This is a genomic window from Saccharopolyspora sp. NPDC050389 (assembly GCF_040655595.1).
Lineage (GTDB): Bacteria > Actinomycetota > Actinomycetes > Mycobacteriales > Pseudonocardiaceae > Saccharopolyspora.
Map to the genome: position 1 here is coordinate 1 of NZ_JBFAKG010000085.1, position 15,382 is coordinate 15,382.

Annotated in this window: 14 protein-coding genes; 13 read left to right on the forward strand and 1 reads right to left on the reverse strand. The window is 71.8% G+C overall.

The genetic code is table 11. The features are described from left to right. The 13 genes from AB0I53_RS38205 to AB0I53_RS38265 all read left to right on the forward strand — a co-directional run. Nucleotides 1-287, forward strand: a 287-nt coding sequence (locus tag AB0I53_RS38205) for a hypothetical protein (protein WP_358613955.1), incomplete at its 5' end; no start/stop codon positions are given. Continuing rightward, nucleotides 284-1,630: a nucleotide sugar dehydrogenase gene (locus AB0I53_RS38210; RefSeq protein WP_358613924.1), complete on the forward strand. Its 1,347-nt coding sequence runs from the start codon at nucleotides 284-286 to the stop codon at nucleotides 1,628-1,630. The genes AB0I53_RS38205 and AB0I53_RS38210, both read left to right, overlap by 4 nt. Nucleotides 1,631-1,644: 14 nt before the next feature. After that, nucleotides 1,645-2,955 carry a carboxylate--amine ligase gene (locus AB0I53_RS38215; protein WP_358613925.1) on the forward strand — a complete coding sequence of 437 codons (1,311 nt, stop codon included), beginning with the start codon at nucleotides 1,645-1,647 and terminating at the stop codon, nucleotides 2,953-2,955. Beyond that, the gene (locus AB0I53_RS38220) at nucleotides 2,952-4,175 is read left to right on the forward strand and encodes an NAD(P)-binding domain-containing protein (RefSeq protein ID WP_358613926.1); all 1,224 of its coding nucleotides are present in this window, start codon (nucleotides 2,952-2,954) and stop codon (nucleotides 4,173-4,175) included. Before AB0I53_RS38215 ends, AB0I53_RS38220 begins: the two co-directional genes overlap by 4 nt. Beyond that, nucleotides 4,172-5,509, forward strand: a complete 1,338-nt coding sequence (locus AB0I53_RS38225; protein WP_358613927.1) for a sugar transferase — start codon at nucleotides 4,172-4,174, stop codon at nucleotides 5,507-5,509. Before AB0I53_RS38220 ends, AB0I53_RS38225 begins: the two co-directional genes overlap by 4 nt. A 26-nt stretch (nucleotides 5,510-5,535) precedes the next feature. Next, a complete protein-coding gene (locus AB0I53_RS38230; RefSeq protein WP_358613928.1) occupies nucleotides 5,536-6,648 on the forward strand; it encodes a glycosyltransferase in 1,113 nt (370 codons plus the stop codon). After that, nucleotides 6,648-7,622 carry an NAD-dependent epimerase/dehydratase family protein gene (locus AB0I53_RS38235; protein ID WP_358613929.1) on the forward strand — a complete coding sequence of 325 codons (975 nt, stop codon included), beginning with the start codon at nucleotides 6,648-6,650 and terminating at the stop codon, nucleotides 7,620-7,622. Before AB0I53_RS38230 ends, AB0I53_RS38235 begins: the two co-directional genes overlap by 1 nt. A 12-nt stretch (nucleotides 7,623-7,634) precedes the next feature. Continuing rightward, nucleotides 7,635-8,843 (forward strand): glycosyl hydrolase family 18 protein, encoded by a 1,209-nt coding sequence (locus tag AB0I53_RS38240; RefSeq protein ID WP_358613930.1) that lies wholly within the window; start codon nucleotides 7,635-7,637, stop codon nucleotides 8,841-8,843. A 27-nt stretch (nucleotides 8,844-8,870) separates the two neighbouring features. After that, on the forward strand, nucleotides 8,871-10,226 hold the full coding sequence (locus AB0I53_RS38245; protein WP_358613931.1) for a glycosyltransferase family 2 protein: 1,356 nt from the start codon (nucleotides 8,871-8,873) through the stop codon (nucleotides 10,224-10,226). A 135-nt stretch (nucleotides 10,227-10,361) separates the two neighbouring features. Then, nucleotides 10,362-11,030, forward strand: a complete 669-nt coding sequence (locus AB0I53_RS38250) for a response regulator transcription factor (protein WP_358613932.1) — start codon at nucleotides 10,362-10,364, stop codon at nucleotides 11,028-11,030. Beyond that, nucleotides 11,027-12,151, forward strand: coding sequence for a glycosyltransferase (locus AB0I53_RS38255; RefSeq protein ID WP_358613933.1), 1,125 nt, complete (start codon nucleotides 11,027-11,029; stop codon nucleotides 12,149-12,151). The genes AB0I53_RS38250 and AB0I53_RS38255 overlap by 4 nt, the downstream gene beginning before the upstream one ends. 236 nt (nucleotides 12,152-12,387) lie before the next feature. Then, on the forward strand, nucleotides 12,388-12,966 hold the full coding sequence (locus AB0I53_RS38260; RefSeq protein ID WP_358613934.1) for an ATP-binding protein: 579 nt from the start codon (nucleotides 12,388-12,390) through the stop codon (nucleotides 12,964-12,966). A 16-nt stretch (nucleotides 12,967-12,982) separates the two neighbouring features. Further along, nucleotides 12,983-13,633, forward strand: coding sequence for a response regulator transcription factor (locus AB0I53_RS38265; RefSeq protein WP_358613935.1), 651 nt, complete (start codon nucleotides 12,983-12,985; stop codon nucleotides 13,631-13,633). 92 nt (nucleotides 13,634-13,725) lie between these two features. On the opposite strand, the gene AB0I53_RS38270 is transcribed toward AB0I53_RS38265, so the two are convergent. Beyond that, nucleotides 13,726-15,270, reverse strand: a complete 1,545-nt coding sequence (locus tag AB0I53_RS38270; protein ID WP_358613936.1) for an acetolactate synthase large subunit — start codon at nucleotides 15,268-15,270, stop codon at nucleotides 13,726-13,728. Nucleotides 15,271-15,382: the final 112 nt, after the last annotated feature.

Genomic DNA, 15,382 nt, shown 5'->3' on the forward strand with positions numbered 1-15,382 from the left:
GGGCGATCGTGGCCCGGGCCTGGGCCGACACCGAGGCCGCCTCCGATCGGTTCGCGGGACTGCGGCGGATCGGCATCGACGACCCAAAAGACTCACGGCCCCGTATCCGGCGTAAGGATGGCACGACCCCGGCGTGCTGGTTTTTGTTGGAACAGCCCGGTTTCGCCGGGAAAGATCGCGCGGTCTCCTCCGGATTCGGTAAGCGCGCTCCCCCCGATGTGGGAGAACCGGCCGGTAATCGGATGCGAGGGTTCTTCCAGCACGGCGAACTGGGGGAGGAACCGTGACTGAACATCCGCTTGCTTTGGCGGTCAACGGTCGGGAGCGCCTGCTGGCCGACCGGCTGATCGCGTTCGAACCGCGGCGTCCCGAACGCGCCGAATCGGTGGTCGTCGTCGGGCTGGGCTACGTCGGACTGCCCACCGCGTGCGCGCTGCAGTCGCCGACCGCGCAGATCACCGGCTTCGACATCAGCGAGGACCGGTTGCGGGCCATCAAGACCGGCGAGGTGGACCTGCCCGAGCCGGAGCGGCTCGCGTTGTCGGCGTCGCTGGCCGCGGGCGGCCTGGAGCTGTCCTGCGATCCGTCGGTGCTCGCTGACGCGGACGCCGTGATCGTGTGCGTGCCGACGCCGGTCGACACCGCGCACAAGCCGGACCTGGCCGCCTTGCGGGCGGCGTGCGAAACCGTGGTGTCGTTCGCGCGCCGCGGCCAGGTGATCATCCTGACGTCCACGACGTTCGCCGGCACCACCCGGCAGCTGCTGGTCGAGCCGCTGGCGCAGCGGGGCCTGCGGGTGGGCATCGACGTGCACGTGGCGTTCAGCCCGGAGCGCATCGATCCCGGCAACTTCGACCACGTGCAGCGGGAAACTCCGCGCGTCGTCGGCGGCGCCACGCCGGAGTGCGCCGAGCGGGCCGCCGAGGTCATCCGGCGGATGACCGATTCGGTGTACCTCGTGAGTTCGCCGGAGGCCGCCGAGCTGACCAAGCTCTACGAGAACATCTTCCGCGCCGTGAACCTGGCGCTGGCCAACGAGATGGCCGACGCGTGCGCGGTGCTCGGCCTGGACCCGATCGAGGTGACCATCGCCGCCGGGACCAAGCCGTACGGGTTCCTGGGCAGCTTCCCGGGGCCGGGCGTCGGCGGGCACTGCATCCCGTGCGACCCGTACTACCTGCTGTGGCAGCTGGGGCGGGAGGGCCTCTCGGCGCCGGTCATCGAGCAGGCGATGCGGTCGATCGATCAGCGGCCCGGCCGGGTGGTGCAGCGGGTGGTGGAGCTGCTCGCCGAGGCGGGCATCGACCACTCGGGCGCCCGGGTGCTGGTCGCCGGGGTCAGTTACAAGGCGGGCGTGCGGGACCTGCGCGAGTCGCCGGCGCTGCCGATCCTCGCCGGGTTGCGGCGGATCGGGATCGACGTGCACTACTTCGACCCGCTGCTGCCGGAGATCACGCTTGCGGACGGCACCCGCATGACCGGCGAGCCGACGCCGCGCGGCCGCGACTGGGACGTCACGGTGCTGCACACCCTGCACCCAGGCGTCGACTACGGCTGGGCGCGGGACTGCCCGCAGGTGCTCGACGCGACCTACCAGTTCGACGCCGTGCCGCACCGGCGCGTGCTGTGAGGGGGTGGGCGCCGATGTTCGACACGTCCACGCCCGCCGTGGTGTTCAAGCTCGACCCGAACGTCATGCACCACGGCGGGCTCGGGGTGATCCGCAGCCTCGGCCGGGTCGGGGTCCCGGTGTACGCGGTGCAGGAGGATTCCCTCGCCCCGGCGGCGCATTCCCGCTACCTGCGCGGGCGCTGGCTGTGGAGCCCGGATCCGGCGGAGACCGATCAGATCCTCGCCGGGCTCTTGGAGCTTGCCGACCGGATCGGCCGGCCGTCGGTGCTGATTCCCACCGACGACGCGGGCGCGATCTTCCTGGCCGAGCACGGCGATCCGCTGCGGCCGTACTTCCGGTTCGCCCAGCCGCCCCGCGATCTTCCGCGCCGGCTGGCGGGGAAGTACTCGATGTACGAGCTGTGCCGGCGGCTGGGCGTGCCGTGCGCGGCGGCGACCCTTGCCGGCACCTGGGAAGAGGCGCTGGACTTCGCGGCTGAGGTGGGATATCCGCTGGTGGCGAAGCTAGCCGAGCCGTGGGTCACGACGAAGGGCAAGGTGCGCAGCACCACGATCGTCGGCGACGCCGACGAGCTGGCCGCGCTCTACGAGCGTTGCGGGGACGCCGCGGCCGGCGGGCTGATGCTGCAGGAGTTCATCCCGGGCGGGCCCGGCGATGACTGGTTCTTCCACGGCTACTGCGACGCAGCCGCCGTGTGCCGGCCGGCCTTCACCGGCGTCAAGGAGCGCTCCTACCCGGCGCACGCCGGCCTGACCAGCCTCGGCACCTGCGCCGAGAACGACGTCCTGGAGCGGGAGGCCACGAAGCTGCTGGAGCGGTTGGCGTTCAACGGCATCGTGGACCTGGACTTCCGGTGGGACGCCCGCGACCGGCGCTACAAGCTGCTGGACTTCAACCCGCGGCTGGGCGCGCAGTTCCGGTTGTTCCGCGACAGCGCGGGAATGGATGTCGCGCTCGCGTCCTACCTGGACCTCACCGGGCAGCAGATCCCGGTCGGCCGGCAGCCGCTCGGCCGCCGGTTCCTGGTGGAGAACTACGACCCGATCGCCGCGTTGCGGTACTGGCGGCGCGGCGAACTCGGGCTGCGGTCCTGGGCGTCATCGGTGCGCGGCGTGGACGAGGCCGCCTGGTTCGCCCGCGACGACCTGCTGCCGTTCTTCCTGATGTGCCTCTGGATGGTCTGCCGGGTGGTGGCCCGGCCGTTGCGCCGCCGCACCCGCCATCCCGAGTTGAACCGGCCCCAATACGTCCCGGGGCGTAACTACGAACCGGGCAAAGCGACCAGACGCCGCCAGAAGCGGCTGTTCGAGGAGTACAGATGAGCGATCTCGTCGATGTGGCCATCGTCGGCGCCGGGCCGTACGGCCTGTCGCTGGCCGCGCACCTGCGCCGGACCGGCCTGTCCTACCGGCAGTTCGGCTTGCCGATGAACCTGTGGCGCGCGCACATGCCGCGCGGCATGTACCTGAAGTCGCAAGGCTTCGCGTCGAACCTGTCCGACCCGGACGGCACGCACACGCTGCGCAACTTCTGCCTGGAAACCGGGCGCCGCTACGCGGATTACGGCCTTCCGGTGTCGCTGGAGAACTTCGTCGACTACGGCGAGTGGTTCCAGCAGGGCCGGGGCCTGGACGTGGAGGAGCAGCTGGTCGCCGGCATCGAGCAGCGACCGGGGCGGTTCGAGCTGACGCTGGACGACGGGCAGCGCGTCGAGGCGAGCCAGGTGGTCGTCGCGGTCGGCGTGGAGTACTTCGCGCGGGTTCCGGGAGTGCTCGCGGACCTGCCCGCCGAGCTCTCCACGCACAGCTCGGTGCACGACGACCTGAGCGGTTTCGACGGGCAGGACGTGATCGTCCTGGGCGCCGGGCAGTCGGCGCTGGAGACCGCGGCGCTGCTGCACGAAAGCGGCGCCAACACGCGGCTGGTGGCGCGTGCGCCGGGCATCGCGTGGAACGGCAAGCCGCTGCTGCCCGATCGTCCACTGTGGAACCGGATGCGCGAGCCGGAGGCCGGGCTGGGCTCGGGCCTGTCGACCTGGTTCTACTCCGAGCACCCGAAGATGTTCCGGCACCTGCCGCGCTCGACCCGGATCTACCGGGCGCGCACCGCGCTCGGGCCGGCCGGCGGCTGGTGGCTGCGGGAGCGGGTCGAAGGCCGCTTCCCGGTGCACGTCGGGCACCGGCTGGACTGGGCCAAGGCCACCGGGGACCAGGTGCGGATCGGGGTGCGGGTCGGCGGCGGGGTCCGCGAGTTCACCGCGGACCACGTCATCAGCGCCACCGGCTACCCGCCGGACCTCAGCAGGCTGCCGATGCTGTCGCCCGGGCTGCGCGCGGCGATCCGCACCATCGACGCCACGCCGCGCGTCGGCCGCGACTTCGAGTCGTCGGTGCCGGGCCTGTACTTCGCCGGGCCGCTGGTGGCGCCGAGCCACGGGCCGGTCATGCGGTTCGTCTACGGCGCGGACTACGCGGTGCGGATGATCACCGACCGGATCGTCGCGACGACGGCTCGCCCGATCGCCGTCGGAGGTGCTGGATGAGCGTGACCGACCCCGCCGTGGCGCAGCCGTGGCCGCTCGCGGCCGGCAATCCCGGGCTGCGGGTGCGGTGGCAGGTCGGGGGCTGGTTGTTGCCCGCGGTCGATCTCGTCGCGCTGGTGCTGCTGATCCCGGTCGCCGGGGTGAACTTGCCGCTCGACGCGGGATACGCGCTGGTGGCGTTCGCGGTTCTGGCCGCGCAGGGCCAGCACCGGCTGCGGATCTGCCTGCGGGTGTCGGACCAGCTGCCGCAGCTCGCGGTCGCGGCTGGTGCGCCGTTGGTGGCGCTGCTGCCGTGGTTCTCCGGTGGCGCCCTGCTCTTGACCGGCGCCTCGGTGTTCGTGGGCTTGGCCGTGGCACGCGGCGGCTTGTACGCGGTGCTGCGCGGCGGGTATCGGCGCGGAGTCCTGAACGAGCCGACGCTGATCGTCGGATCGGACGCGGTGGCCGGGGAACTCGCCGAGATGGCCGCCGAGCATCCCGAGTTGGGGCTGCGGCCGCGGCTGCTGGAGCGGCCCGGAGAACTGGCGGAAGCCGTTGCCGCGCACCGCATCACGCGGGTGCTCGTGTGCGGCGACGGTGCGGATCTGGTCACCGCGATCCGGGCCAGCCGTCCGCTGCCGGCGGACGTGTGCGTCGTGCCGCGGCTGCACGAACTGGGCATGGCGCTGCCGCGCGCCGGCCTGGACGAGATCTGGGGCGTGCCGCTGATCCCGTTGCGCCGCTTCGGCCATGGCCGGACGGGCGAGCTGGTCAAGCGCGGCACCGACGTCGTCCTCAGTGGACTGATGTTGCTGGCGCTCGGGCCGCTGCTGCTGGTGCTGTCCGCGGTGGTCGCGCTCAGCGGACAGGGCGGGACGTTCTTCCGCCAGTTCCGGGTGACGCGGGCCGGTCAGATCAGCGAAGTCATCAAGCTCCGCACCGTGAACGGCGATTTGGAGCAGACCTGGGCGGTGGCCGCCGACCAGTGCACCTCGCTCGGCCGCTGGCTGCGCGGCACGCACCTCGACGAGCTGCCGCAGCTGATCAACGTCCTGCGCGGCGACATGTCGCTGGTCGGGCCGCGCCCGGAGCGGCCGTACTACGCGGTGCGCTTCGGCCGCGAGATCCCGCGCTACGCGGACCGGCACCGGATGCGCGGCGGCATGACCGGCTGGGCGCAGGTGCAGGGCCTGCACGGGGACACCTCCATCCCGGACCGGGCGAGGTTCGACAACCAGTACGTCGAGTACTGGTCGCCGTGGTGGGACGCGGTGATCGTGGCCCGGACGGTCGGGATCGTCCTCCGAGCCGCCGCGTCGACCGGCCTCCGGCGACACCGCCGGTGCGGGAAATGACCTGGAAATCCGAAGAGGGGAACGTGATGAAGGTATTGCACGTGATCACCGGGCTGGGCGTCGGCGGAGCCGAGCTGCAGCTGCGGTCGATCCTGCAGCACACCAAGCACGACGCCGACGTGGTCTCGCTGTACAACCCGGGCGACGTGGCCCGGATGATCACCGGCGACGGGGTTCGGGTGCGCGATCTGGGCATGACCCGCAACACGCAGATCGGAGCCGTGCTGCGGCTGCGCGAGGTGATCCGCGACGGCGGCTACGACGTGGTGCACACCCACCTGTACCGGGCGTGCGTGTACGGGCGGCTCGCGGCCAGGCTGGCCGGCACCAAGGTGGTGGTCTCCACCGAGCACTCCATCGGCGAGACCCACCTGGAACGCCGCCGCATGTCCCTCGGAGTGCGGGCGCTCTACCTGGGCACCGACCTGTGCTCGGACGCCACCATCGCGGTGTCCGAGACCGTCGCCGAGCGGCTGCGGAACTGGGGCATGCAGGCGCGCAAGATCACCGTCATTCCCAACGGCGTCGACTTCGGCCGGGTCGAGTTCGACGGGGCCGCGCGCGCCCGGGTGCGCCGCGAGCACGGGATCGGCGACGGCGCCTACGTGGTCGGCGTGCTCGGCCGCCTGGACCCGAACAAGCGCTTCAACCTGGTGATCGACGCGATGGCCCCGATGCTGGGCCAGGAGACCAAGCTGCTGATCGTCGGCGACGGCCCGGACCGGCCGCGGCTGGAGGCGCTGGCCCGCGAGCACGGCGTCGCCGAGCACGTGATCTTCGCCGGGCAGCGGCACGACGTCGCCGCGATGCTGTCCTCGCTGGACCTGTTCATCGCCTCCTCCGAGCAGGAGACCTTCGGCCTGTCGGTGCTGGAAGCGATGGCCAACGGCATCCCGGTGCTCTACACCACCTGCCCGGCGCTGATCGGCATCGAGACCGACCGTGCCCGCCAGGTGCCCGGCAACGCGGAGCGGATGCGTGCGGAGATCGCCTCCGAGATCCTGGCCGCCCGGCCGCGCGCCGACGAACCGGCGATCCGCCGGGCCTACGGCATCGAGGCCGTCACCGACCGCATCGACGACCTGTACACCCGGCTGTGGCAGCGGCGCGGCAACGCCGTACCCGCGGGGAGGCTGTGATGCGCGCACTGGTCACCGGCGCCGCCGGTTTCATCGGATCGCACCTGGTCGAGCGGCTGCTCGCGGACGGTCACGAGGTGGTCGGGCTCGACGACCTGAGCACCGGCCAGACCGCGAACCTGCCGGTCGGCGACCCGAACCTGCGGATGATCCCAGGCACCATCCTGGACGCCTCCCTGGTCGACGAGGCCATGGCCGGCGCGGACGTGGTGTTCCACCTGGCCGCCGCGGTCGGCGCGTTCGTCATCCAGGAACGCACCCTGCAGGGACTGCTGACCAACATCCACGGCACCGAGAACGTGCTGGACGCCGCCCTGCGGCACGGCGCGCGGGTGCTGGTCGCCTCCACCAGCGAGATCTACGGCAAGAACAGCAAGATCGGGCTGACCGAGGGCGACGACCGGATCATCGGCTCGCCGCTGAAGTCCCGCTGGACCTACTCCGAGGCCAAGGCCATCGACGAGAGCATCACCTACAACTACGTGCGGGAGCTCGGGCTGCGGGCGGTGATCGTGCGGCTGTTCAACACCGTCGGGCCGCGGCAGAGCGGCCGCTACGGCATGGTCATCCCGCGGCTGGTCGGGCAGGCGCTGCAGGGGCGGCCGGTGACGATCTTCGGCACCGGCAAGCAGATCCGCTGCTTCTGCCACGTCGCCGACGTGGTGCCCGCACTGGTGAAGTTGGCGCTGTTGGACGGGGCGGAAGGCATGGCGATCAACCTCGGCAGCACCGAGCAGGTGACCATCGAGGAGCTCGCGAGCCGGATCATCGCGATGACCGGTTCGTCCAGCGGCACCGTCCAGGTTCCCTACGAAGTGGCGTACGGGCCGGACTACGAGGACATGCAGCGACGCGTGCCGGACTGCTCCCACGCGCGAGAACTGATCGGCTTCCGGCCCGAGCGCACGCTGGACGACATCGTCCGCGACGTGATCGACGAGCAGATGCGCGCCGGCCAGGCCGTGACGGCTTGAGGCGAGAACGAGATGAAACAGAGCGCTGAGAAGAAGCACTGGCTCGTCGAGTGGGCCCGGCCCGCGGCGAACGCGCGGCAGCGCGGCGACGAGCGCCAATCGTCCACTTCGGACCATCCGACCGCGGTGCGCCGCACCCGGACTTTCGGCAGCCTCGGCGGATCCATCTGGTTCCTGGCACTGATCGCGGTGGCGGTGCTGGTGGTCGTGGTGACCGTGACGCCGCGCGGTGCGCCGCCACCGGCCGGCTCGCTGGTCGTCGCGTCGCTGCCGTTCTGGAACTTCGAGAACGGCACGTCGATGGTGGTGCAGAACCAGAAGTCGGTCAACGAGGTCTCGCCCTGGATGTACGGGGTGGGCCAGGACGGCGGGCTGACCAACCAGTACCCGCCGGAGCAGACCGCCGAGGTCGCCAAGCGGATCGAGCAGCTGCGCGAGGCGGGCGTCCCGATCGTGCCGTCGGTCGCCAACATCACCGACGGCATCTGGGCCTACGAACCGGTCGCCCGGATGCTGCACGACCCGGCGAAGCGGCACGACCACATCGCCGAGATCGTCGAGCTGGTCAAGCGCGAGGACTACGCGGGCATCGACATCGACTACGAGAACCTGCGCCCCGGCGACCGGCAGGTGTTCAGCGACTTCGTCGCCGAGCTGGGCAAGGCCATGGACGACGAGGGCAAGACGCTGTCGGTGGCGGTCTTCGCGAAGGCCACCGACGCCGGCTACGACGAGCGCAACGTCGCCCAGGACTACGCCGCGATCGGCCGGTCCGCGCACGAGGTCAGGCTGATGGGCTACGACTTCCACTGGGCGACCTCGCCGCCGGGGCCGGTGGCGCCTATCGCCTGGGTCCGGGAAACGCTGGACTACGCCAAGAGCCAGATCCCACCGGAGCGCGTCGTGCTCGGCGTGCCGCTCTACGGCTACGACTGGGTGGACGGCCACGGCACGGCGGTGACCTGGCTGAAGGCGTTCCAGCTGGCCACCGAGCACCGGGCGCAGGTCAACTACGACGCACCGACGCAGTCGCCGTGGTTCCGCTACACCGACGGGCAGGGCCGGGAGCACGAGGTGTGGTTCGAGAACGCCGCCAGCTCCAAGGCGAAGTTCGAGGCGGCGCGCGGCTCCGGCATCCGCGGGGTCTACCTGTGGATGTTCGGCTACGAGGACACCGAGACGTGGCGGGAGCTGCAGCAGAGCCTCCCGCTGGACAGCTGAGCGGTCGATCCACTTTGGAGGATTCGGATGATTCCCTGGTGGGTGCTGGCCATCGCGGTGTTCGGGACCAACTTCACGCTGTGGGGCCTGATCGGGTTGATGCGCCTGTTCGAGACTTCGACGCGGCGCTGGTGGCGGCACCGGGGCGGGGTGGCTTCGCCGGAGCAGGACTTCCTGGTGGGCCGCCACCGCTACCACCGCCGGCGCAGCCGCCCGACGCGGCTGGGCGTGGCGGAAGTGGCCGTGCTGATGGCCGCGCACAACGAGGAGCGCGTCATCGTCGACAGCATCCGGGCGATCACCGCCCTCGTGCCGCCGGAGAACGTGCACGTGGTCTCCGACGGCTCGACGGACCGCACGGTGGAACTCGCGGAAGCGGGCGGGGTGAACGTGATCAGCACGGCCCACAACGTCGGCAAGGCCGGCGCGCTGCAGGAGGCGATCCGCCGGTTCGAGCTGGTCGACCGCTTCGAGGTCGTGATGCTGCTGGACGCCGACACGCACGTCGAGCCCGGGTACTTCCGGGCGGCGCTGCCGCTGTTCGACGATCCCGCGGTGGTCGCGGTGGCGGGCTGCGTCCGGACGTCGTGGCGGGATCGCGCGCTCGGGCCGGTCGGCAAGCTGGTGGCCTTCCACCGGCAGCGGATCTACACCATGACGCAGTACCTGCTGAAGTTCGGCCAGACCTGGCGGCGGGCCAACGCGACCCACATCGTGCCCGGCTTCGCCAGCATGTACCGCGCGGACGTGCTGCCGCGCATCGAGGTCAACCCGCCGGGTCTGGTCATCGAGGACTTCAACATGACCTTCGAGGTGTACCAGAAGCGGCTCGGCAAGGTCGGTTTCACGCCGTTGGCGGTGGCGACCACGCAGGACCCGGGAGCCTTCGGGGACTACGTGAAGCAGTGCAAGCGCTGGGCGCTGGGCCTGTGGCAGACGGTCCGGCGGCACCCGCCGAGGGCCAACCTGTTCACCTTGATGCTGGCGTTGCTGCTGTTGGAGATGCTGGCGAGCAGCATCATGCTGGTGCTGCTGCCGTTCGTGGCGCTGGTGCTCGTCGTGCCTGCCGTCTTCGATGGCGTGCTCGCGATACCGGTGGTGCACGACGTGCACGAGTTCGTCGCCGGATTCGCGTCGCTGCCGACGCTGCTTTTCGGCGTGGTGATCCCGGATCTGGCGCTCACCTGCATCGTCGCCGTGCTGCAGCGGCAGCCGAGGTTCCTGCTGTTCGCCTGCTTCTTCCTGGCGCTGCGGGTGCTGGACGCGGGCATCGCGCTGTACGCGATTCCGGCGGCCTGGCTGTCCAGCTCGTCCGGCCGGTGGCGCAGCCCGGACCGCCGCGCCGTCAGCCCGGCCGAGCCGAGCACGGCCCCGACCAGGTGAGACGTGAAGGGCATTTTCTCCGGCTATGTCGGCAAAAGGTGGCCATCACCCATCAGACCGCCATGCGGGCGCGGGAGGGTGCTTTCATGCGGTTGGAGGAGGCCCGGCCGGTCCGGGGAGTTCAGGCTGGGGGGCGTGGACGTGGTACGGGTGCTCATGGTGGATGACCACCTCATGCTGGCCGAGGCGCTCAGCGCCCGGCTGGCCGAGGTGCCCGACCTGTGGGTCGTGGGGCACTGCCCGGCCGGTGACCCGAGGCTGCCCGATCTGGTGCGGCAGTCCCGGCCGGACGTGATCACGCTCGACGTGGAGCCGGCCGGCGCCGGGCGCCTGGTGCGACGCCTGCAGGAGATCCGGCCCGCAGCGGAAGTGGTCGTGCTGACCGGGATTCGCGACGTCCGGCAGGCCGTCGACGCCGCGCGGGCCGGAGCGGCCGCGTGGGTGCCGAAGGAACGCGGGATCGAACGCTTGACCGAGGTGCTGCGCGGCGTGCCCCGCGGGCACAGCTGGTACCCACCGGAGCTGCTCGGCGTGGTGCTGCGCGAACTGCGCGAGGACGTCGTGCGGGCGGGGCAGCGCAACGGCCCGCTGGACGCGCTCAGCGACCGCGAGCGGGACGTGCTCGCCGGCATGGTCGCCGGCAAGCGGGGCACCCAGATCGCCGGAGAACTGCTGATCTCCACCGAAACCGTCCGCACCCACACCCGCAGCATCCTGGCCAAACTCCGGGTGCACAGCCAGCTGGAGGCGGTCAGCGTCGCCCGCGCCGCGGGCCTGCGCGGCGAGCCGGACGGCGAGCCGTGAGCGCCGGCCCGCTGCGGGTGGCCACGGTGATCACCCGCTTGGCGGGCGGCGCCGGAGTGCTGGCCCTGCGCGGGGCGAAGGCGCTGGACCCGGCCACCCACCGGATCGCAGTGATCACCGGGTCCGGCGGGCTGCTGCCCGACGCGGAGGCCGCCGGACTGGAGGTGATCGTCGAGCCCGCGCTGCGCGCGCCGATCTCACCGGGCCACGACCTGCTCGCCCTGCACCGCCTGACGACGCTGCTGAGGCAGCGCCGCTTCGACGTCGTGCACACCCACTGTTCGAAGGCCGGTGCGCTGGGCCGCGTCGCTGCGCACCGCGCAGCTGTCGGCCGGATCGTGCACACCTACCACGGGTTCGGGTTCCACGAGTTCCAGAGCGGATTCCGGCGGCGCGGCTACGTCGAGATCGAACGCGGCCTAGGCCGGATCACCGACCTCGCGTTGTGCGTGGGCAGCGGCGTGGCGGTCGAGGCGCTGCGGCGCGGGCTGCTCGCGCCGGACCGCATCCGCACCATCGGAGTGGCCGTCGACCACGACGCGCCGACGCGCACCGCACAGGCCCGGCGGCGTGCCCGGCAGCGGCTCGGGCTGGCGCCGACCGACGTCGTGGTCGGCGCGGTGGGCCGACTGACCTACCAGAAGGCGCCGGAGGACTTCGTCACGGCGCTGCGCGCGCTGAACCGGCCCGGTGTGGTCGGCGTGTGGATCGGCGACGGCGAGCTGGCCGAGCGGATGCGCGCGTGCATCGCCGCGAGCGGAGCCCGCGTGGTGCTGGCGGGCGAGCGCGACGACGTCGCGGAGCTGCTGCCCGCGTTCGACGTGTTCGCGCTGCCCAGCCGGTACGAGGGCCTGCCCTTGGCGATCGTCGAGGCGATGGTGTGCGGCGTCCCGGTGGTGGCCACCGCCGTCAACGCCGTCGGCGACGTGGTGGCGCCCGGCGAGACCGGGCTGCTGGTGCCGCCCCGGCGGCCCGAGCTGCTGGCCACGGCGATCGCGCACCTGCTGGACTCGCCCGGCGTCGCCGACCGGCTCGCCGCGACGGCGCGCACCCGGGTGGACGGCCGCCACCGCACCGAGGCGCTGGCCGAGGCGCTCGTCGAGGCGTACGGAGCCCGGTGACCGACGGTAGCCGGGTTACCGCGGGAACAGCACTTCCGCGTGCCTGACTCCCAGACACCTGCTGCACGTGGAGTAGTCGTCCTCCTCTTTTCGCAGCAGCTGCAACACCGCGCGCACGGCATCCGATTTGCCGGATAGCACGAGACTGCCGATGGGGGAGAGGAGTCGAGGTGCACACGATTACCGATTCGGCGATATCGCCTGGACGGACGCGGAGTTCGCGAGGTGGCGCGGAGTTGCACAGCCTGCTGCACGATCTCGGGCACGGTCTTGCGACGCTGTCCTATCTCGCGGACGGGTTGCGCGGCGACCCGGCGCTGCCCGGCGACGCGGCGCACCGGCTGCAGCTGATGGAACTGGAGCTGGACCGGCTGCTGGAACTGGTGGACCTGCGAGCCGCGCAGCCCAGCGAGGAGACCTTCGCCCCGCGCGAACTGCTGACCCAGCTCGTCGCGGTGAAATCGCTGTCCGGGAAGGCCGAGATCACGCTGCACGCCGACGAGGGCGTCCGGCTGCGCACCGATCAGACGCTGCTGTGGCGGATGGCGTCGAACCTGCTGGACAACGCGGTGCGCGCCGCCGGGAGCGGCGGCCGGGTCGCGGTGGCGGTGCGCCGCGCCGAGCCCGGCGAGGTGCGGATCGAGATCACCGACGACGGGCCGGGGTTCGGCCGCGGGCCGCGCGGATCGTCATCGCTCGGGCTCGGCATCGTGCTGGCGCTGGCGCAGCGCTGCGGGGCCGACCTGCGGATCGAGCCGGCACCGGGCGGCGGCACTCGCGCGCTGCTGGTGTTCCCGACCGGCTGCACGGCCTGAGCGGGGGAACGGGAACATGGTCGATCTGGTACTCGGCGACGATCACACGATCTTCGTCGACGCGCTGGCAGCGACGCTGCCGCGGCACGGCTGCCGCATCGTCGGAACCGCCGACAACGTGACCGGCGTCGCCGGGGTGGTCCGGGAGCACCGGCCGGACATCTGCCTGCTGGACCGGTACTTCGGCGACGGCGACGCGTTGGAAGCCATCGGCGAGATCCGCAACGCGAGCGAGCGCACCAAGATCCTGGTGCTCACCGCGGACGGCGACGTGCAGGGCATGCGCGACGCCCTGGCCAAGGGCGCGGCGGGATACGTGAACAAGATGTGCGGGCTGTCGGTGCTGGCCGGGGCGATCCGCGGGGTCATGGACGGCGAGGTCGTCGTCGAACTGGCGGCCTCGCGGGCACCGCGCCTGGCGGGCACCACGGACGCCCGGCGGCTCGCATCGCACCTGACCGAGCGGGAACGGCAATGCCTGCGAATGCTCGTCGGCGGCGCGCACACGACGGCGATGGCGAAGCAGCTGGGGGTGGCGCCGACGACGGTGCGCACGCACGTGCAGTCGGTGCTGACGAAGCTGGGAGTGCATTCCCGGCTGGAGGCGGCATCGTTCGCGATGCGCCACGGCTTGCTCGACGACGAGCGGATGCCCGTCGCGGGCTGATCACTGGGGGTCCGTGAGTCCCTTTGGGTTGGGGGCCAAAGGGACTCACGGTCAGTTCTGGCTGGTGCGTTTGGAACGGCCGGGGTTCGGCCCTACAGCACGGCTTCGATCAGGTGGGGGCCCGGCTCGGCGTGCGCCTTGCGGAGCGCGGCGAGCAGTTCCTCGCCGGTGGCCGCTCGGGTGCTGGGCACGCCGAAACCGCGCGCCACCGCCGTCCAGTCCACTGTGGGCTCCGCCAGGCTGGTCATGCTCGCCGCCGCCGCACCGGGCTCGGCGACGCCCGCGCGCCGCAGCTCGGCCTCCAGGATCCCGTAGCGGGAGTTCGCGCAGATCACCGTGGTGACGTTGAGACCCTCGCGGGCCTGCGTCCACAGTGCCTGGACGGTGTAGGCGGCGCTGCCGTCCGCCTGGAAGTTGATCACCGGTCGGTCCGGGCAGGCCACCGCGGCTCCGGTGGCCACCGGCATGCCCATGCCGATCGCGCCGCCGGTGTTGGTGAGCTCGGTGTGCGGCGGCGCGGAGGCGGCAATCGCCGGGTATGCAGCCCCCGAGGAAATGCCTTCGTTCACCACGATCGCCTGCTCGGGCTGGGTGAGCACGATCGCCGCCGCGATGCTCGCCGCCGTCAACGGCCCCTCCGGCGCCTGCACCTGCGGACGCTCCGCGTTCGGCAGCTCGGCCGCCGCGCTGCCGGTCGCGTCCGCCAGCGCGCGCAGCGCTTCGACGGCGTCCTGGTCGGTGTCGGCCAGGGTGCGCACCTTGAGGTCGTTGGGCAGCGGGAAGCTCGGCATGCCCCGGTAGCCGAAGAACGCCACCGGCGTCCGCGCGCCGACCAGCACCAGGTGCGAAAACCCTTCTAGGGAACGGAGAACGTCCTCCGGGAAGTACGGCAGCGACCGCACGGACGGGATGTCCGGGCCGCGCTCGATGCGCGCCGGGGAGCGCTCGACCAGGACCTCACCGCCCGTGGTCGCCACGATTCGCGCCGCGGTGCGGATGCCTTCGGCGCCCAGCGCATGCCCGCCCAGCAGCAGCGCGGTTCGGCCGCGCCCGCCGGTGAGCAGCTTCGCGATCGCGGCGATCTGCTGGTCGTCGACCGCGGGCCTCGCCGGCGCGGCCGGGACGGCGGCGGGCGTGCCGCCCTGGCTCCACATGTGGTCGGCGGCGGCGATGAGGGTGGCGGGCAGGCGCTGCCCGAGCGTCGCCCGGTAGGCCTCGGCGAACTCGGCGGCGGCCACGGCCGGCGAGGTGGTGCGGCCGACCCAGCCCGACACCGGCCCGGCCAGCGACTCGATGTCGCTGTTCAGCGGAGCGTCGGCGGGCTGGTGCCAGGTGGCGTGCTCGCCGATGATGTTGATCATGGGCGTGCGGGCGCGGCGCGCGTTGTGCAGGTTCGCGATCCCGTTGGCGAATCCCGGCCCGAGGTGCAGCAGGGTCATCGCCGGGATGCCCGTCATGCGCGCGTAGCCGTCGGCGGCGCCCGTCACCACGCCTTCGGAAAGCGCGAGCACCGCGCGCACGCCGGGAACTTGGTCGAACGCCTCGACGAGTGGGATCTCGGTGGTGCCGGGGTTGGCGAAGCAGACCTGGACACCGGCCGCGGTCGCCGTGGCCAGCAGGCTCTCGGAACCCTTCACGTGCCACTCCTAAGCATCTCGCTGCCGTCCGCGTGGACGGATCTTGGCTGCCATGCTCTCCGTCACCCGCGGTCCGAGCAAGCGACGAGCGTGGCTAGGCTGGTGAACCGGA